Consider the following 20,385-nt stretch of genomic DNA (forward strand, 5'->3'; position numbering starts at 1 on the left):
TTACTGATCCGCCGTTAGTCAGATAGCTGACCGTTACGCAACATCTTGATCGCAGCGTTATCACCGCCACCTACGCCAAAGATATCAGCATAACGCAGTGCAGCATTAGCATGTTCGCGCATCAGTGCTTCAGCCCGGGTACCCTGCCTGTTTATCAGTGCATCGAAGACTAAGTGATGCTGAACATTGGCAAAAGTAAGCCGTAAATACTCCCGATCCATCGCTGAGCTATCAATTGCGATTGAACTGACCGATGCAAAGGGAATATGGTCGTTCAGCATGATTGCATTCTTAACGGCGCTATTGCCGCAGTTATCGATGATCGTGTTATGAAAAGTCATATTCAGATCATGAAACGAGACCACATCCTCCTCGTCTATAGTGCCACGGGAAAACAACTGATCGCCCTGATCCAGACATTTTTTAAGGGTTTCACGAACAGTCTCAGTCATACCAGCCTCGGCTAGCAAACGTGCTGCCATTCCCTCAAGCACACCGCGCACGTCAACCGCATTTCTGATCTCCTCAGAACTAATCTCGCGAACAGCATATCCCCGCGCACCAACAGTCTGTAATAAGCCCTCCTGTGCCAGTAGCTTCAGCGCAACCCGGATAGGGGTTCGGGAAACACCCAGCCTCTCAGCAAGCGACTCTTCACGCAACCGTTCTCCTGCGGCGAGATCTCCGTTAACAATCATCTGCCGTAACGATAGAATAACGCGCTGCCCCTGCTTACTCATGAAGACTCCCGATAAACTTTCTGCTTATTCAAAACCTGGCAACCAAGCCAGCTTGGACACAAATACCAAAAACCTATACCCAACATCAAAAACAAATACCAACTTATCCTTATGTTTTTTAAGAAATAAAGAAACAAAATAGATTAGACAAAATATATCACAAACAAAAAATCTTTACATTTTTGAATCCAATAACCTATATTCCTAAGAAGCTTTAGCAACATCCCGAACTCTCAGGACAGACACAGGAAGCACATAAGCCAGCAACGCAGCTACAGTACTTAATCATTATAACAAGTGTACATAAACCTATATTACTAATAACAATAAACAGATGCAGACCTGCAAAACCGATAATATCCCGGCCCCCTCTTCCTCACTGAGGATACAGAAAAGAAGAAAGCCCGGGTTATGCGGTAAAAGTCTGCGCATCATGAAGATGATGTATAGGAGAAAAAAATGTCTAAATTTTTGACCCGTTTAACAGCCGTTAGCCTGGTATCAGCAGCACTTCTTTCTACCGCCCAGGCCGCAGAATTCACTATTCGACTGGGTCATCTCTGGCCTGCAGTTGCCGGCCCTCACAAAAACCTTATTCAACCCTGGGCAGATAAAATTGAAGCGGAATCAGGCGGTCGAATCTCTGTTGAGGTTTACCCCTCAGGCACCCTGGCTAAGCCTCCCGCTCAGTATGATGCGGTTAAAAACGGCATTATGGATGCGACAGCAACGGTGCAGGGTTATAGTGCAAATCGTTTCCCGCTGACACAAATCGTAGAGCTGCCGGGTGTCGCCAAAAACGCGGTTAATGGTTCCTGTATTTTGCAAAGCCTGCTTGATGAAAATCTCATTGCCCAAGAGTATAAAGATACCAAGCCTATTTTCCTCTATACACACGGCGCGGGGCTTTTACACACCAAAGATACGCTTATCAAGGTGCCATCAGACTTGTCAGGCCTGCGCATTCGCCGTCCAACCACCGTTGTCGCAGAACTCCTGACCGAGCTAAACGCACAGCCGGTCGGTATGCCGGCACCCGGCTCGTATACCTCAATGCAACGGGGCGTAATTGATGGTGTGGCCTTTCCATGGGAAGCGATGGCCTCTTTCCGCCTGAATGAGTTAACCAACGCCCACACTGAAGTAGGTGGCCTGTATACAATATCCTTCATCGTCACGATGAACAAAGGCACCTATAACAGCCTGCCAGCTGATCTGCAGGCCGTAATCGATAAAAACTCTGGCATCACATGGGCTGAAAAAGCAGGCGAAGTGTTTGACGCTCTGGATGTCATAGGCAAAAAACAGGCTGAAGATGCGGGTCATCAGATCTACACCATCGAAGGAGGCGTAAACAACCCGGCATGGAAACCGCTTCTGGATAAAGCATCGAAGAGCTATATTGAAGCCCTGGAAGCAAAAGGACTACCGGCTGAAAAAACTTACAACCGGGCAAAAGAGCTGGCTGCCAGCTGCCCATCCTGATCGCTGGATAGAATCCGGGAATAACTTTCAGCCCGAGACCTCTGAACCGACGCATCATCTATGAACGGTTCAGAGGTATTAAGACTCCTTCCCAGCAGATCTCTTTTCCCACCATTCAGCCTAAGCGCCCTCCTCTATCAAAGGCTACGTAACAGAACAACGCAGACTTCAGGCGGAGTCTATAAACAGCAACTCAACACACCTGGAGCAGTCTGCGGAGCGTAGCATGAGAATTGCCAACGAGCAGAGCCAGGGTGTCGAGTCGGGATGTCGCAGAAAATGCTCAACACACCGCGACAGAAACGGCTAAAACAGTTGATATCTCTCACAAAGGGAAAGAGATAATCAATAACTCAGTTATCAAATTTCAGAATCTGGCCCGCTCCGTTACTCACTCTGAAGAGGTGATTACAGACCTGGCCAGAGAATCTTAAAACATTGCCTCAGTGCTTGACGTAATCCGCGGGATTGCTGATCAAACCAACCTGTTTGCCCTGAATGCCGCTATAGAAGCTGCCAGAGCCGGCGATCATGGGCGGGGCTTTGCGGTTGTTTCCGACGAGGTTCGTTCGCTGGCAAGTAAAACCCAGACCTCAACCGAAGAAATACAAACAATGATAGAGAAACTGCAATCAGGAGCAAGACTGGCAGTAAGCTCTGTTCGCGAGGGCTAACACAGGTAAATTCCTCTGTCGAGCTGGTTGAAAGCACGTAAGAGCTACTGAATGACATTGAGACATCCGCATCGCGGGTGAACGATATGGCTACCCAGATTGCCTCTGCAACCGAAGAGCAAAGCCTGGTCACCGAGGAGATTAACCAGAACCTGACCCAACTGAATGATCAGAACCGGGTTTCCAGCGGTCTCATCCATGATACACAGACTATATCGATCTCATTGAAGCAGGTCGCCAGTGAGCTGTATGGCAAAATGAAGCGCTTCAAAGTCGGTCACTAATAAGTCACCCTATAAAAAAACGCCCCAACCGGGGCGTTTTTTCTGGACCAATATTATTCCGCTTAATCGATAAGCGTGTCGATAAGGTCAATCATAAACTCAGTCTGCTCTGAGTCCATCGGCTCCCAGTTATCGATGTCCATACTTTCCAGCACACCCTTACCTTTCTCATCCTCCTGCATGGTCAGCAAAGCGGCCTGAATTGCAGGAATATGTTCAGCCATTCTCGGGCCTACCAGCAGGCTGTGATGGACAACACTGATCTGGCTACTCACCAGAACCCGCATTTTCGAACGAATCAGTTCAGACAGTTCATCATATGCGTCTTTAAGAAAAAATCCTGCATCAGCATCGCCGTTTAACAGGTTTTTAGCGACGACAACATAGCTGCTATATTCCTTTATCTCAGTGTTGTTTTTATCCAGGTCTGCAGACTCCAGCATAATCATACCCATGGTATGCACATCCGGATCGTCTGTGGTCGCCACGCGACATCCTGAACTCAGATCTTCAACTGTCTGAAAAGGAGACTCAGCATTGACCGCAATAACCGTTTCATCAGATTTACTGGCAGGTCTTACAACCGCCTGAAATCCCATCTCGCGCACCAGCATAGAGGCGTCATACGGATTGGCATAAATCAGATCAAACTTATCGGCACGAATATCGGTTCGCTGCGTATCAAAGTTATCATACAGTTCAAGATGGATACCAACATCCAGCTTACGCTGTAACCAGGTGTTAAAGAAATACCATCCTGAAATATGGTCTGGCGCAAAGTCAGGGCTGACCGTGAGATTATATGTCATCTTTATCACTCCTCAGCCATCAGTGTCTTATACAGCGCTTCGCTCTCTTCAATTTTACTACGCGAAGGCTTACGGCGAACCGAGGTGTAACCCACCAGCTTACCATTGCGGATATTTGGTATAACCGTGGCCTTTACCCAATAATAAGCACCATCTTTACGCAGGTTCTTTACATAACCATGCCACTTTGTACCCTGTTCGATAGTATCCCAGAGTCCTTTAAAGGCCACTGCAGGCATATCGGGGTGGCGCAAAATGTAATGATTAGTTCCGATCAGTTCATCTTCACTGTAACCGGACATATCTATAAATGCCTGATTCGCATGGGTAATAAAGCCTTGCGGATCAGTTCTGGACACGATCAGTTTGCCATCCGGATAAGGAACTTCCCGATCAACGATATCTGTCGTGCGCTTGGTACCATCAAAATATGTTATTTCAACGGTACGCACTTCTCCTGTGTCTTGCTCAGACATACTTACGCCTTCTTCGCTCAGGCACTGCGAATCACCCCTGCTAGCAGTTCGATCCTGAATCAGTGCCAGTTGTTAACGATTAAAGGATCTTACCGATCGCTTCTGCCGCACGCTTAACGTCCAGGAATATCAGACCCAGACGCGCATTCGGCTTAGCAACAACAGTCAGAACTGAGTCCTGATTCGCATGGGTCATCAGGATATACCCCTCATCCCCTTTCACCAGTACCTGCTCAAGCTCACCCCGGGCCAGCTCTTTCGCTGTACGCTCACCCAGAGACAACATGGCAGCACTCATTGCACCAACACGGTCTTCATCCATACTTGATGGCAGCAGCGCCGCAATCATCAGGCCATCTGTAGAAATAACCGCAGAGGCTTCGATATCAGCAGATGTGCCGTTGAGATCACTCAAAATTGAGGTCAGCATCTCAGAACGCATAGAACACTCCTTCCATTTCTTTTCCCTGTATGGGAGTTCATTAAATCTATCAATTAGTAATCGAGATACCGACGGGCAAGGCTCGCCAGTATTTCAGCAAAGGCTTGCTGATTCAGCTTAGGCATATCAGATACAACCAGCGTAAAACGCTGATGACCGATATATATCCCCCAAAAACCAAGCTGACTTTGGCCTGCAGCATTAATAATGCCCCAGGAGTCTCCCGCCACACTCAGATCACTGGTTAAAATATGCTTATGACGCTCCTGCAGGGACAGCAGGTCCGCCGCAAGCGCAGCCAGGTTTTCAGATTGCTCGGCAGAATAACCTGCCGAAGAAAGACAAAAACCCTGATCATCTGCTAACAACGCCTTACCACTATCAGATATCTGCTTCAGCAGAGCAGGCAGTATATCTTCAAGCGGTCCCCTCTTTATCTCGGGAGGCGATTCAGACAGCGCCACAAAGCCCCGGTCAAGCAGCTGCTGAAACAACCCCATGGCCTGAGTCTCGTCAAGATCAGCCAGCTCAGAAACCAGCTCCAGTGAGTAGAGCAGTTGAAAATCAGTTGACAGTAACTGCATCAACATTGCCCTCGCATCATCCGGGGCTGAATTCAATGTGGCAAAATAGGCTCCGCTAGGGGTTATAGCGATATACCGAATGGAGTCCTGATTGTAATCTCCCACCAAAATATCTCCGGCTACGTTTTTATAAGTTACAAAATCCCTTATCGCCACGGTACTGCAGAAGAAATAAAGGGTCGTCAACTGCGGTTTTCTTTTACCTGAATACCCCCAGGGCAAAGGCTGCAGTCATAAATGAAAATACATAACGCTGATGAATCTTCAGAACTTTTACCACTTCCAGAGCTGACAGGCTATGCCTGCCCCACAAACTGCTGATAGTGGTCGCATGAGGTATGACAAGTAGCCGGTCAAAATCCAGCGGACTGGTCAGACGATAAGGCTGCTCTGGATCAATATCACGATTGAGACGTCCCTTCGATGTCCACAGCGCCAGCTTCCATATCATTTCATCACTCTCAATCAGTGACACCTTTGATCCGGTCAGGCTTGGACGGTTAAGATCCAGGTCTGGTCGCTCCTTAAGGGTCAGCTCCTGATAGCCAAACCGGGTCAGCGCCAGGGGAATCAAAAGATCTTCGCTAAAGTCGAACATAAACTTCTTATGCTCATTAAGATACGCAAGTGTTCCCGGTAAACCGGTTATCTCAACGGCTACATTCTGAGCCTCACCTTCAGCGATTGCCTGCTGCAAAAGTCCCAGCAGTGTGGAATCCTCTTTAAAGAAAACTTTGCGGCGCTGATCCGGCTCATGCATATCAACATCAGGGGCATTGCCACAGCACTCGTAGACCATCTGGTATGAAAGCTTGGCTTTTACATCCTGCGGTCTCTTTTCTGCAGTTTTCAGCTCAACAGGGGCCTCTACCGGGGCGCTGACTGGCTGCTGTGACTCAACAGCATTACTGTCTGCAGTTTCAACACTGGCAACTCCGTCATCGCTGACAGTCTTATACGGAGTGACTGAAGCATTTTCCTGATCAAGCTGAAAACGCTTACGCACCTGAGAAGAGCTCAGATCGCGATCTGACGTAAGGGTTTTGTAGTCGGCCATTGCCTGGCGACCGGTGGCGAGGCGCTTTTGATATTCCTGGAAAGCTTTTTCGCCTTCACTGCTGACGCTGTTAACCGTGCTCTGGTCACTGGCCACACCAGCCGTAGCATAATTATCAACCGCCTGATCAATCGCTTTTATCAGGCGTTTACCGTCAAGGGGCTTACGCAGGGTTTCGAACCCCGAGAACTGATTCTCGGTCGCGGTCACCGCTATAATTGGCCGGCTATCCCGGTATTGCTCAATAATCGGTTTCACGGCGGGATGTTCCATATCAATGATAAGAACATCTGCATGCTCAGCCGACACCAGGCCGTACGAGCCCTGATGCTGCATAAAGAAAAGGTCCATCGCCGTTTTAGACTGCAACTCAAAGCCGACTATTGCCAGCTTGATGACATTATTTGCAGCACGCTTGTTCAGTTTGATATGAGATACTCCCACGACTACGTACACCCCGTTATAGTGAGAAATTTAAAATACGCATTAATGTAGTGAAAAGTTACCGTTGCACAGCACTGATTTCTGCTTACTTAACTGCAACAGTCGGTGGTTATCTCCATCTACCAGCGTTGCATTAAACAATTGAAGGTCCTCTTCTCTTATCAGTTCAGCGCCCTGCTCCAAAAGCCTTTTACGCAGCGCCAGACCTTTTCCATCAAGGGTCAGATAAAGATCAAGCAGGGCTCCGGTCAGCTCAGCTTCGTCATGGCATAAAATAGAGAGATATACCCGCTGCACCTGACTACGCAGATTATTTGGGCGGGATGCAACTAAACGACCTAGATGATGCAACAAAACAGACTTGTGCGGTCCGTCATAGATGAGCTCCTTGCCCTCTAAGGCAGTGAAAAGAGTCTCAATGTTCAGCGCATTTAGCCCTTCAAGCTCAGCATTCAGCTCCCAGCCGGAAACTGCAGCCCAAATTGGTGAATTCACAAGTCCGCCCTCTGCTACTTAGATATAACACATCCGCTATGTGGATTTTTACTCAACCGGATCAATTAGTAACTAACGTTAATATAAATACAAGCGTTTGGGTAATCATTGACTACACATTTTAGTGATTAAAGCGGCATCATACATAAATGACATAGACTTTTGTCAGGCACAAGAGATAACGTTGATCTGCATCACGTCATTTTAATCATCTAAATTGACTATAATTACATTAACTTAGCCAATTAACCACTATCCCTAAACCGAGAGTACTAACGGTAAAACATCCTACAAATCTTAACTTTAGAGTGCATATAGGCTAAAATTCACACGCTAATTCAAGATCGGTATTTGATTATACCGTCCGACTGTCAGACAGTCGCATACCGGCGTTGTCTGACAGAGATAACAGATGAGGGGTATATCGTGCTTGAAGCTTACCGTAAACATCTAGAAGAACGCGCCCAAGAAGGCGTACCAGCAAAACCACTGGATGCAGATCAGACTGCAGCACTGGTTGAATTACTGAAAAACCCACCTGTTGGCGAAGAAGCATTTATCCTGGACCTGTTGGAAAACCGAGTACCAGCCGGCGTTGACCAGGCGGCTTATGTTAAGGCCGGATTCCTCGCTGCAATCGCCAAAGGTGAAGCTGAATCGCCACTGATTGACAAAGTTAAAGCCGTTCAACTGCTCGGGACTATGCTGGGTGGCTACAACATCCAGCCACTGATCGCCGCGCTGGATAAAGACGAACTGGCTCCGACTGCAGTGAAAGCTCTGTCTCACACCCTGCTGGTGTTTGACGCATTCCATGACGTTAAAGAAAAAGCCGACGCAGGCAACGTTTTCGCTCAACAGGTACTGGAATCATGGGCTGCCGGTGAGTGGTTCACCTCAAAACCTGAGTTGCCTGAAAAGATCACCGTTACTGTCTTTAAAGTACCCGGCGAAACCAACACTGACGACCTGTCTCCGGCTCCCGATGCATTCACCCGCCCTGATATCCCACTACACGCAAACGCCATGCTTAAAATGGAGCGTGAAGGGATTGAGCCTGTTAAACCAGGTTCAGTTGGCCCACTGAAACAGATTGAAGAAGTTAAAGCCAAAGGCCACCCCGTGGCTTATGTTGGTGACGTTGTCGGTACCGGCTCTTCCCGTAAATCTGCAACCAACTCAGTACTGTGGTTCTTCGGTGATGATATCCCGAACGTACCCAACAAGCGTGCTGGTGGTTACTGCTTCGGTAGCAAGATCGCGCCTATCTTCTTCAACACCATGGAAGATGCTGGCGCCCTGCCGATCGAAATGGATGTAGACAAGATGAACATGGGCGATGTAGTCGACATCTACCCGTATGAAGGAAAGGCAGTTAACGCAGAAACGGGTGAAACGCTTTGCGAATTCGGTCTGAAAACTCAGGTACTGCTGGACGAGGTGCGTGCTGGCGGCCGTATCCCTCTGATCATCGGTCGTGGCCTGACTGATCGTGCCCGTGAAGCACTGAACCTGGCCCCTGCTGACCTGTTCCGCAAGCCAGAACAGCCAGTCGATACCGGCAAAGGCTACTCCCTGGCTCAGAAAATGGTTGGTAAAGCCTGTGGCGTCGAAGGCGTTCGCCCGGGGACATACTGTGAACCGAAAATGACCACTGTAGGCTCTCAGGATACGACTGGTCCGATGACCCGTGACGAACTGAAAGACCTTGCATGCCTGGGTTTCTCTGCAGATCTGACCATGCAGTCTTTCTGTCACACCGCCGCCTATCCTAAGCCTGTTGACGTTCAGACTCACCACACCCTGCCAGACTTCATCATGAACCGCGGCGGTGTTTCCCTGCGTCCTGGTGACGGTGTAATCCACTCCTGGCTGAACCGCATGCTTCTGCCCGATACCGTAGGTACCGGTGGTGATTCTCACACCCGTTTCCCGATCGGCATCTCATTCCCTGCAGGTTCGGGGCTGGTGGCGTTCGCGGCTGCAACCGGGGTTATGCCTCTGGATATGCCTGAATCTGTTCTGGTTCGCTTCAAGGGCACTAAACTGCAACCTGGTATTACCCTGCGAGACCTGGTTAACGCAATTCCTTACTACGCTATCAAGCAGGGTCTCCTGACTGTTGCTAAAGCGGGTAAGAAGAACATCTTCTCCGGCCGTATTCTTGAAATTGAAGGTCTGCCAGACCTTAAAGTGGAGCAGGCATTTGAACTGTCTGACTCTGCTGCTGAACGTTCTGCTGCTGCTTGTTCCATCAAGCTGGACGAAGCACCGATCAAAGAATACCTGAGCTCAAATATCACCATGCTTAAGTGGATGATCTCAGAAGGCTACGGCGACCCTCGCACTATTGAGCGTCGCATCAAGGGCATGGAAGAGTGGCTGGCCAATCCCGAACTAATGGAAGGCGATGCTGATGCAGATTATGCAGCTGTTATCGAAATCGATCTGAACGATGTTAAAGAGCCAATCCTGGCCTGCCCTAACGATCCTGATGACGTTAAGCTGCTGTCTGAAGTTGCCGGCACTCACATTGACGAGGTGTTCATTGGTTCCTGCATGACCAACATCGGTCACTTCCGTGCTGCAGGTAAGCTGCTGGAAGCGTCTGGCGCATCTATCCCAACCCGTATGTGGATTGCACCACCAACCAAGATGGATGCAGCTCAGCTGACCGAAGAAGGTTACTACAACATCTTTGGTAAAGCGGGTGCACGTATTGAGATGCCAGGCTGTTCTCTGTGTATGGGTAACCAGGCACGCGTAGCTGACAAGTCTACCGTTGTTTCTACTTCTACCCGTAACTTCCCTAACCGTTTGGGTACAGGTGCTAACGTATACCTGTCTTCTGCAGAACTGGCGGCAGTTGCTGCACTGCTGGGTAAGATCCCGACTGTCCAGGAGTACATGGATTACGCGACTAAGATCGACAGCATGTCTGCCGATGTTTATCGTTACCTGAACTTCGATCAGATCGATTCTTACATCGACAAAGCATCAAACGTTATCGCTTCTGGCTAACCGTTAAATAGCCTGATAAAACCGGCCTGTTGGTGCAATGCTGCTCACTTAAGCATTTAAGCTATAGAAGGGCTTGATAGAAAATCCGATGTTGATAGCAACGTCGGATTTTTTTTAGGTTCATCGCGCTTTATCGGCAAAGGATGTCAGCATATTTGATATTCTGTGGAGCGATACAACAGCCTAAAAGAAACTCACCACAGAGGACACGGAGAGCACAGAGAGAACCTTATAAATAGCGTTTCTTCGCGTCCTCTGTGCACTTAGCATGCCCTTTGGGTACTGTGGTAAATCATTTCCTTCTGCTGTTCAGCGTCAAGTATCCAGGTCTCCGCCCGCCGGTTGTGGGGCTGTATCCTGCAACGCCAAGAGTTCAGGCTTTTACCGCCCACAAAAGATCGCTTTGCAGAGATTTCCATATCTGGAGAGCTGCAGAACAATGGCATTACCCTACGCAATAACAAGGTTGAGCTGATCTGTCAGGAGGTGTGGGGCATACTACTGACATACAACGTTATCCGAAGAGAGACCCGTGAAGCGGCTTTGGTATTTGCCAGAGATTGATCCGACATTAGCTGTAAAGCAGTCTGCCAGACTATTGCTGTGCAGGTAATAGTAATAACTGGTACATAACCCGCATCAGGCACAGGGCGACGACTGGAATAGTGTTCATGCAGGGGTACGCTTGGCGAAAAGCTCGGCTAACGAAACTCTGATCACCCTGGATCAGCATGAAAAACCAAACCGCAAACATAAAAAAGCCCTGAATGATCAGGGCTTTTTGTTAGTCACATTATCAGTGATTAAATACGTGCAGCCGGGATAGCTGTATGTGCTACGCTCAAGTCTGCGCTAGGTGGAGCAAAAGACGTCAGGTTGATACCTTCAACCGATTCTTTGTACTCTTCCAGAGTCGGGAAGCGACCCAGAATGCAAGACAGCACAACCATTGGCGTAGAGCCCAGCAGAGACTCACCTTTCTTCTCTGCAGTATCTTCTACAACACGGCCCTGGAACAAACGGGTAGAAGTGGCCAGTACGGTGTCACCCGCTTCTGCTTTTTCCTGGTTACCCATACACAGGTTACATCCAGGGCGCTCCAGGTACATAATGTTTTCGTACTTGGTACGCGCTTCTTCTTTTGGATTCTCATCAGAGAATTCGAAGCCGGCGAATTTCTCCAGCAGTTCCCAGTCGCCTTCAGCTTTCAGCTCGTCAACGATGTTATAGGTAGGTGGCGCAACCACCAGTGGCGCTTTAAAGGTGATAGGACCTTTCTTCTCCAGGTTTCGTAGCATCGCAGCGATGATCTGCATATCACCTTTGTGAACCATACAAGAACCAACGAAGCCCAGGTCTACCTTACGGCCATCGTAGTATGAAGCAGGACGGATCACATCGTGGGTGTAACGCTTAGAGATGTCGTCGTTGTTGACGTCTGGGTCAGCAATCATTGGCTCATCGATTACGTCCAGGTCAACGACAAGCTCAGCGTAGTACTTAGCGTTGTCGTCAGGAGCCAGAGCAGGCGCTTCGCCGGATTTCACTTCAGCGATACGCTTGTCAGCCAGGTCGATCAGACCTTGCAACATACCCGCTTCGTTTTCCATACCTTTGTTGATCATGATCTGGATACGGGACTTAGCCAGTTCCAGAGACTGGATCAGGGTATCGTCAGTAGAAATACAGATAGAAGCTTTCGCTTTCATTTCTGCAGTCCAGTCAGTGAAGGTGAAGGCCTGATCAGCCAGCAGTGTACCGATTTGTACTTCGATTACACGACCCTGGAATACGTTTTCGCCACCGAACTTCTTCAGCATTTGTGCTTGAGTCGCGTGTACGATGTCACGGAAGTCCATGTGAGGCTTCATAGAACCTTTAAAGGTTACTTTCACAGACTCTGGGATTGGCATGGCGGACTCACCCGTCGCCAGTGCGATCGCAACAGTACCGGAGTCAGCACCGAACGCGACACCTTTAGACATACGGGTGTGAGAGTCACCACCGATGATGATTGCGCGGTCGTCAACGGTAATGTCGTTCAGTACCTTGTGAATTACGTCAGTCATTGAATGATAAACGTGTTTCGGGTCACGGGCTGTGATGACGCCGAACGCGTTCATGAACGCCATCAGCTTAGGCGTGTTTGCCTTAGCTTTGTTATCCCATACAGAGGCTGTGTGACAACCAGATTGGAAAGCACCATCAACGCTTGTAGAGATAGTAGAAGCAGCCATGGCTTCCAGTTCCTGACAGGTCATAGGACCGGTAGTGTCCTGAGAACCTACGATGTTCACTTTAACACGAACGTCAGAACCTGTGTGCAGAGGAGTCTTAGAAGTAACACCCACTGCGTTGCGGTTGAAAATCTTCTCAACAGCTGTCAGGCCCTGACCTTCGATAGAGATCTCTTTGGACTGTGCGTACACTGCAGGCGCTTCAACGCCCAGAGTTTCAGCCGCGAACGTTTGCAGCTTCTTACCGAAGGTTACCGCGTAAGAACCGCCAGCTTTCATGAATTCCACTTTTTGTGGCGTGAAAGCATCAGATATATCAGCCAGTTCCTGGTCGCCGTTGTAGAGTTTCTTAGCTTTAGTATCAATGGTCAGAACGGTACCGGTAGCAACTGAGTATACTTCTTCCAGTACTGGATCGCCGTTTGCGTTACGAACAACTTCACCATTTGCGTCGGTTTTCTTAACCCAGTTTTTCAGGTCCAGACCGATACCGCCGGTTACACCAACAGTCGTCAGGAAGATAGGAGCGATACCATTAGTACCTGCAACGACCGGACGGTTGTTGATGAAAGGGATGTATGGAGACGTTTTTTCACCCGCCCAAAGCGCCACGTTGTTAACACCAGACATACGGGAAGAGCCTACACCCATGGTGCCTTTTTCAGCGATCAGCATCACTTTAGCATCTGGGTTTTGCTTGCCCATCTCAGCGATTTCCTGCTGAGCTTCTGGCGAGATCATGCACAGGCCGTGCAGTTCACGGTCAGCACGCGAGTGAGATTGATTGCCCGGAGACAGTAAGTCAGTGGAAATATCACCCTCAGCAGCAATGTAGGTAATAACTTTGATCTTCTCTGGAATATCATCCAGCTTGGTGAAGAACTCAGCCTTTGAGTAGCTTTCAAGGATATCTTTAGCGATGGCGTTGCCCGCTTTAAAAGCATCAGCCAGACGTGCGTAGTCTGCGTCGTACAGGAATACCTGAGACTTCAGAACTTCACCCGCTGCAGCAGCCTGTGCATCATCAGACAGAGCTATATCCAGCAGAGCTTCAACAGAAGGGCCGCCTTTCATATGAGATAGCTGCTCGAGCGCAAACTCAGCAGAAATCTCTGCAACCGTTTCTTTACCCAGAGCGATCTCTTTCAGGAATGCCGCTTTAACGACAGCCGCAGGAGTAGTACCCGGAAGAGTGTTGTAAATGAAGAAGTTCAAAGATGCTTCGCGATGCTCATTACCTGCGTCTTTGATCTGGGCAATAATTTCAGACAGTAGCTCAGCGCTATCAATCGGTTTTGGATTCAGGCCAAGGTCCTTTTTGCGAACCTCTATTTCTTCTAGGTAGTCAGAATAGTAACTCATAGCGTAAAGCGTCTCGTCTCAGTTAATTCTAATTATGAATCGGTAACAGATTATAAGGAAAAAGCGACAAACAGCTCAATGAAAACAATTTACATTAAGCTTATAGTCGATATACATAAAATAAATACTAGCAAAATCAAAGTGTTTCAGATGCTATACATTGGTTGTAGGTATACATGTTTTTACAAATATGGTAGGACAGTTCCTTTGCTGAAAAATAATAATCATTCAGGATGGATGCTTAATTTTCAGGGTTGGCCAAGGTGGGTCAATCGTTTTTATTACACAGTTGGCTGACTCTCGTGTCTATAGTGATTTAATCGATCTGTCAAACACCATGAATCGTACCTGGATTCTTGGTGACTTCAAGAGGGTATGGAACCTGCGAGCAGTAACGAGAAGAGCATAGTCGTATCATAAATGCATAGAATTTACTGGCGATCGCCATCCATGCGACCTCTCCTCTCATTGACTTTAACTTAGCAGCCACTTTGGTTTCACTATGCTTATTCAGCCCCTGATCCTTCATTCATTCAATATTCACTCAATTAACTAGCACCACAGTCATTCTGTATTGCATTAACTAGCCGCCCCCCCCTTCAAAAACTTTCAAAAATGTCTATATGCACTAGCAAATAGTCGTAGATTGTATGTAATTTAGACAAAAACAACGCCAACAGCCTTGATTTAAGACACTACTTGGCTAACATTGTCGACAATTATAACAAAGTAACAATTCATGTTGCAGGTAATAGCGGTTCGTTTGACGGCTGAATATATAACTAACAAGGAGATCGAGCAGTTCCAACAATGACCGGAGGCTCGTGCGTAAAAGGTTATAGGTTCAGAAACGTCCCATCTGCTTGAGGTATAAAATATGACAAGTCCTATCGATTTTGATCCATCTCGTTCCATTAAAGCACTGCCCGGAACAGCATACCGCTACCATAGCCTTCCAGATACCGCCGAACTATTTGGTATAAAGCTTGATGAACTGCCCTTTTCTCTTCGCCCTATCCTGGAAGGTATCGCCCGAAATGTTGGCCAGAACGGCGTAACCGCTGAACAGGTTCAGGCGCTTGGAGGCTGGACAGAACATCAGGGCACACAGCCGATCGAAATTCCTTTCACTGCAGGTCGCGTCATTATGCACGACCTGAGTGGCACGCCAGCCATCGTGGATTTTGCTGCTATGCGCTCAGCGGTTCAGCGGATGGGCATGGACCCCGCGATAATTGAGCCTTTGGTACGCGCTGATCTGGTTATCGATCACACGGTGACAATGGACAATACCGGTAGTCCTGCGTCTCTCAGAATCAATGGAGAGCTGGAGGCGGCCAGAAATAAAGAGCGTTATGCATTTTTGAAATGGGGCGCGCAGGCATTTGAAACCATCCGAATTATTCCACCGCAAACCGGCATTGTTCATCAGGTTAACCTGGAGTATCTGGCACAGGGCTATCTCAACATTAATGGACTCATGGTCCCGGACACCCTCATTGGTATGGATAGCCATACGCCAATGGCGAACGCTTTAGGTATTGTGGGCTGGGGTGTTGGCGGCATTGAAGCCGGCGCCTCCATGCTGGGCCAGCCGATGCAGATGCTGGCTCCTGAAGTCGTTGGTGTTGAACTAACCGGAGCACTAAGAGAGGGTGTTACCGCAACAGATCTGGTACTGACAATCACGGAGATGTTGAGAAACTATCCAGGCGGTGTTGTGGGTAAATTTGTTGAATACATTGGTGAGGGTTGTGCCAACCTGTCCCTGCCTGACCGGGCTACCATCGCCAATATGTCACCTGAATATGGCGCAACCATGGGTTTCTTCCCATTTGATGAGATCTCAGCAGGGTACCTGAGAGCAACCGGCAGGGATGGAGATCTGCCACTCGCATTTTATAAAGCACAAAATATGGCCTGGACGCCAGGCCAGCCTCTTCCACGCTATACCGATCTTCTTCAACTTGATCTGGCCACGGTTGAACCTTCTGTGGCAGGCCCTAAAAGGCCTCAGGACAGGTTACCACTGGCTGAGCTTGGCAACGTTTTCCGAAAAGCGGCAGCTGAAGGAGAACGCAAGCCTGAAGTCGTTAATGTGACGCCAATGAAAGCAGATGAGGCAGGTATTTTCGCTCCGCTGCCTGAGAGAGAGTTAAAAGACGGTGATATTGTCATTGCGGCGATTACGGCCTGCACCAATACATCTAACCCTGGGCTATTGATTGCCGCTGGCCTGCTTGCCAGGAAAGCGAATGAGCTTGGGATGAAAGTACCTGATGGCGTTAAAACATCTTTGGCACCGGGGTCACCGGTTGCAACCGACTTTTTAACCAAGGCGGGACTGCAACAGCATCTGGATGCACTGGGTTTTAATACCGCCGGTTACGGGTGTACAACCTGCGTGGGTAATTCTGGCCCCCTGGCCCCGAGCATTGAAGAAGCATTGCAAAACCACGATATTATCGCAGCGTCTGTTTTATCCGGTAACCGGAACTTTGAAGGTCGTGTGCATCCGGATGTTGATACCAACTTCCTTATGTCACCCCCTCTGGTTGTTGCCATGGCCATTGCGGGCAACGTGAATATTGATGTGACCACTCAGCCCATTGGTCAGGATGCAAAAGGAAATGATATTTTCCTTAAGGATATCTGGCCGAGCAACGCTGAAATCACTCAGACCATGCATGAATGTATGGATCCGAAAGCCTTCAGGGAAACCTATGAGAATTCACTCGACGGTCCCGATACGTGGCAGAACCTGGCATCGCCTACCGGCCCCGTTTATGACTGGGATCCAGATTCAACCTACATTCAGGAAATCTCTTTCTTCGACGGCTTCTCACTGGAAACACCGCAAGACGCGTTAAACAATATCTCAGGGGCACGTATGCTGGTGATGTGTGATGACAATACCACCACAGACCATATTTCACCGGTAAGCCGTATACGTCCAGACTCCCCTCCTGGCGAATACCTGATCTCACAAGGCGTTGCAGAGGACGACCTGACATCGCTTGGGGCACGCCGGGGCAACCACCACGTGATGCTACGCAGTATTTTTGGCAATGGTAAAGCCAGAAACCTGATGTTGCCAGGCACCACTGGCGCGGTAACGAGTTACCACCCGTCGGAAGGAGAACCTGCTCAGATGTCTATTTACGACGCCGCTGCGCGTTACCGTGAAGAAGGCACGTCCACCGTCGTGTTTGGCGGCAAACTTTATGGCACCGGATCATCACGGGATTGGGCCGCAAAAGGGCCTGCTTTACTGGGTGTCAGAGCGATTATTGCTGAAAGCTTTGAGCGTATTCACAAATCCAATCTGGTGGGAATGGGTGTTTTACCGCTGCAATTACCGCAAGGGGTCACACGAGCTTCTCTCAATCTGGATGGCTCAGAAACCTTTGACTTGAATGGTATCAATACACTTGAGCCCAGGGGATCTGTGGAGCTGACCATTCACAGAGCGGATGGCTCATCTCAGCAAATAGAGCTGCTTTCGCGTATCGATACCTCATCAGAGCTGGATCAAATACGTCATAAAGGCATCTTACCGATGGTGTTACGAGATATTATCGCCTTGAATACATAACAGAACACCTTAAGCGAAAGATACTGACAAAAAAACCGCCTGATGGCGGTTTTTTTTGTTTCAGCAACAGCCTCTAGAGAGCCAGCCTGCCTGAGACTGCTTAACGCAAATTAAATTTCCTCAGCCTCTTTAAGGCGCTCCTGCCGCTCGCGCTCTTCCTGCATGACGGCTTTGATCTCCTCCAGCACTGAATCCACATTTGCATCATCAGCATCACCATCATAGAGACCTGCAAGCTCTGTTTCAGGCTTTAGCTCGCCCTCCTCATACAACGCCCACATCTCTTCACCATAGCGGGAAAGACTTAGCAGCGGAGCAAACTGGGAATAGTAACGGGTCATATTATTTACATCACGTAACAGCATCGACCTTGCACTATTATTGGCAGAAGCATCAACCGCTTGCGGCAGATCAATAATAACCGGGCCATACTCATCCACCAACACATTAAATTCTGACAGATCACCGTGCACAATGCCCTCACACAGCATCAGCTTGACGTAGTGCATCATCAGCGCATAATCTTCCACCGCCTGCTCTTCTGTGAGCAGCACATCACCCAGGCGGGGGGCCACATCACCCGCATCATCAACCACCAGCTCCATCAACAATACCCCGTCGATACAGCCAAAGGTCTCAGGCACCCGCACACCAGCCCGGTGCAGCCTGGCCAGCGCATCTACTTCAGCGTTTTGCCAGATCTCTTCCTGCTGCTTGCGGCCATACGCGGAGTTCTTTTCCATCGCCCGGGCACGGCGCCCACTGCGTACTTTCCGCCCCTCCTGATATTGCGCGGCATTTTTAAAGCTTCGCTTCACAGCATCTTTATAAACCTTGGCGCAACGAATCTGACCGGAGCAGCTGACGATATAGATATCAGCTTCTTTACCGCTCATGAGCCGGCTAATAACTTCGTCGATCAAACCTTCATCAATCAGTGGCAGAAGAGATTTTGGTGCTTTCATGCATACCTGTATTGTAAAAAACCTGTTGTAGCCGATAGTGGCAAAACTAAGTTAGCAATACTAACACTTTTAAGATTTTTTTTAGCCCGTATCCGATCCTCATATTAATCATTATCAGACAAAAAAAAGCCCGCAAAATTCGCGGGCTTTTTAAAAAGTGTGAAATCACACCATGGTTGGATCCGGCTCCATCCCCATCAGAGAACGACCCAGAACCTGCTTACACACATCGTAATCGGTGTAGGCATGTGCAGCTGTCATATTACAATCACGCCACAGACGCTGAATCTCATTATCATGAATCCAGGTAGAGCCACCGGCAACCTCAAACAAGCGATTGACAGCCTCGCAGCACATCTTAATTGCATAGGCCTGATTGGTACGCCAGAAAGCCAGCTCTGCATCCGTTGGATAGCGTTTCTGCTCACCAAATTCTTTATGCTCATCCCAGGTTTTTTCCATAAATGCACGGGCCGCAGCAACCTGATGAGTTGACTCAGCCAGTCGCATCAGCGGTGGAATTTCCTTACCACTGCTCGCCAGAGTATACGCACGGGTACGGTTTTTCGTCATTTCGGTATAAACCGTCAGCATCCGCTCTGCGATACCCAACGCCATAGCCGCAAAGCCACAGGCAAAATAGGGACGGTACGGGGTGTAATAGATCTTACTATCGGGATACAGACCAAAACCTGAAGACTCACCGGACATCATCGCTTTAGCACGCTCAATACGGTGCTCAGGGATAAAGGTATTCGGCTTGATCTTCAGGGTCTTGGTGCCTGAAGGCTTCATGCCTGCAGAATACCAGTCATCTTCAATCTCATAATCACTGGCAGGAACAACGCCGAAACAGTAGTCTTTTTCACCGGTCTCTTTGTTATCACGCAGGAACCCCAGAATGGCCCACTGAGCATGGTCACAGCCAGAACTCCAGCGCATATCTCCGTTAAAGATAACACCGCCTTCACACGCTTCGGTTTTACCGAAAGGTGCAATTGAGCTGCTGGCAACCGCATCCGGATCTTCACCCCAAAACTCATCTTGCGCCTGCTTAGAGAACATCGCCATCTGATGGCTGTGGGTAATCAGCAAACTGAAAGCCCAGGCAGTACCACCACAGGCACCCGCAAGCGCCGCGACGCAATCGGTTACCTCAGGTAGTGACAACTCTAAACCACCATAAGCCTTAGGCTGCAATGCGCGATGAAGCTTGATTGATTTCAACAGACGGATATTTTCATCCGGCACTTTACGCTCTTTCTCTGCCTGAACAGCATTTGCAGCGATAGCAGGTAGAATCTTTTTGAGCTCATCCAGCATTGGATTTGGTCTTTCCATTACTCATTACCTTTCTCATTATTGTTGTAGCGACAGATGCTGTTCTGAGCCGTATTCACTGACACCCTAAGCTCATAACCATCTACCAAATTGATGAATACATTATTGATGACATACCGGCAGAATAAAATGGATCTTTCACAGGCTAACTTGCACTTTTCATTGTTAACATGTGAATCATATACCTACTACACACGGGCATTAAACATGGAACAAAGCCTATGAAATGGCGATTTTACAAAAATACAATACGATAGCTATCAATAGAGGCAGATAGAACTTGTACAAATACACCCACATCAACGACAATATTACCGGTTCACTTTCAGCAACTATAATTAGGTAAAGTTCTGGCATCGTGACCGTAACTGACA

The 20,385-nt window shown here is 48.6% G+C and carries 15 protein-coding genes; 5 read left to right on the top strand and 10 right to left on the bottom strand.

The window, feature by feature from the left end; genetic code table 11:
- Positions 1-14 precede the first annotated feature (14 nt).
- Positions 15-740 (bottom strand): GntR family transcriptional regulator, encoded by a 726-nt coding sequence (locus KDX31_09595; protein UTW05215.1) that lies wholly within the window; start codon positions 738-740, stop codon positions 15-17.
- Between the two features lie 459 nt (positions 741-1,199).
- Between KDX31_09595 and KDX31_09600 the strand changes: the two genes are divergently transcribed.
- The 3 genes from KDX31_09600 (at position 1,200) to KDX31_09610 (ending at position 3,183) form a co-directional block, all read left to right on the top strand.
- A complete protein-coding gene (locus KDX31_09600) occupies positions 1,200-2,225 on the top strand; it encodes a TRAP transporter substrate-binding protein (protein UTW05216.1) in 1,026 nt (341 codons plus the stop codon).
- Between the two features lie 437 nt (positions 2,226-2,662).
- Complete coding sequence (locus tag KDX31_09605) at positions 2,663-2,899, top strand: hypothetical protein (protein UTW05356.1); 237 nt, start codon at positions 2,663-2,665, stop codon at positions 2,897-2,899.
- A gap of 86 nt (positions 2,900-2,985) precedes the next feature.
- Positions 2,986-3,183, top strand: coding sequence for a hypothetical protein (locus KDX31_09610; GenBank protein ID UTW05217.1), 198 nt, complete (start codon positions 2,986-2,988; stop codon positions 3,181-3,183).
- Positions 3,184-3,245: 62 nt separating this feature from the next.
- Here KDX31_09610 and KDX31_09615 read toward each other — a convergent pair whose 3' ends face one another.
- The 6 genes from KDX31_09615 to KDX31_09640 all read right to left on the bottom strand — a co-directional run bounded on the left by KDX31_09615 (position 3,246) and on the right by KDX31_09640 (position 7,490).
- Positions 3,246-3,992 (bottom strand): phosphate/phosphite/phosphonate ABC transporter substrate-binding protein, encoded by a 747-nt coding sequence (locus KDX31_09615; GenBank protein ID UTW05218.1) that lies wholly within the window; start codon positions 3,990-3,992, stop codon positions 3,246-3,248.
- Positions 3,993-3,997: 5 nt separating this feature from the next.
- Entirely contained in the window at positions 3,998-4,468 is a 471-nt protein-coding gene (locus KDX31_09620) for a PAS domain-containing protein (protein ID UTW05219.1), read from the bottom strand.
- A 79-nt stretch (positions 4,469-4,547) separates the two neighbouring features.
- On the bottom strand, positions 4,548-4,910 hold the full coding sequence (locus KDX31_09625) for a roadblock/LC7 domain-containing protein (protein ID UTW05220.1): 363 nt from the start codon (positions 4,908-4,910) through the stop codon (positions 4,548-4,550).
- 53 nt (positions 4,911-4,963) lie between these two features.
- Positions 4,964-5,599, bottom strand: coding sequence for a hypothetical protein (locus KDX31_09630; GenBank protein ID UTW05221.1), 636 nt, complete (start codon positions 5,597-5,599; stop codon positions 4,964-4,966).
- Between the two features lie 94 nt (positions 5,600-5,693).
- A complete protein-coding gene (locus KDX31_09635) occupies positions 5,694-6,995 on the bottom strand; it encodes a hypothetical protein (protein ID UTW05222.1) in 1,302 nt (433 codons plus the stop codon).
- A gap of 42 nt (positions 6,996-7,037) precedes the next feature.
- The gene (locus KDX31_09640; protein UTW05223.1) at positions 7,038-7,490 is read right to left on the bottom strand and encodes a hypothetical protein; all 453 of its coding nucleotides are present in this window, start codon (positions 7,488-7,490) and stop codon (positions 7,038-7,040) included.
- 426 nt (positions 7,491-7,916) lie between these two features.
- On the opposite strand from KDX31_09640, the gene acnB reads away from it, so the two are divergent.
- Positions 7,917-10,511: a bifunctional aconitate hydratase 2/2-methylisocitrate dehydratase gene (gene acnB, locus KDX31_09645; GenBank protein ID UTW05224.1), complete on the top strand. Its 2,595-nt coding sequence runs from the start codon at positions 7,917-7,919 to the stop codon at positions 10,509-10,511.
- Between the two features lie 803 nt (positions 10,512-11,314).
- Here the strand turns inward: acnB and KDX31_09650 are convergent.
- Positions 11,315-14,110: a bifunctional aconitate hydratase 2/2-methylisocitrate dehydratase gene (locus KDX31_09650; GenBank protein ID UTW05225.1), complete on the bottom strand. Its 2,796-nt coding sequence runs from the start codon at positions 14,108-14,110 to the stop codon at positions 11,315-11,317.
- Positions 14,111-14,987: 877 nt separating this feature from the next.
- On the opposite strand from KDX31_09650, the gene acnA reads away from it, so the two are divergent.
- Positions 14,988-17,705 carry an aconitate hydratase AcnA gene (acnA, locus tag KDX31_09655; protein ID UTW05226.1) on the top strand — a complete coding sequence of 906 codons (2,718 nt, stop codon included), beginning with the start codon at positions 14,988-14,990 and terminating at the stop codon, positions 17,703-17,705.
- 110 nt (positions 17,706-17,815) lie between these two features.
- Here acnA and KDX31_09660 read toward each other — a convergent pair whose 3' ends face one another.
- The gene (locus KDX31_09660; protein ID UTW05227.1) at positions 17,816-18,670 is read right to left on the bottom strand and encodes a serine protein kinase RIO; all 855 of its coding nucleotides are present in this window, start codon (positions 18,668-18,670) and stop codon (positions 17,816-17,818) included.
- Between the two features lie 165 nt (positions 18,671-18,835).
- Positions 18,836-20,011 (bottom strand): flavin-dependent monooxygenase, encoded by a 1,176-nt coding sequence (locus tag KDX31_09665; GenBank protein UTW05228.1) that lies wholly within the window; start codon positions 20,009-20,011, stop codon positions 18,836-18,838.
- Positions 20,012-20,385: the final 374 nt, after the last annotated feature.

Origin of the sequence: Amphritea atlantica, assembly GCA_024397875.1 — a bacterium.
GTDB classification, from domain to species: Bacteria; Pseudomonadota; Gammaproteobacteria; order Pseudomonadales; family Balneatricaceae; genus Amphritea; species Amphritea atlantica_B.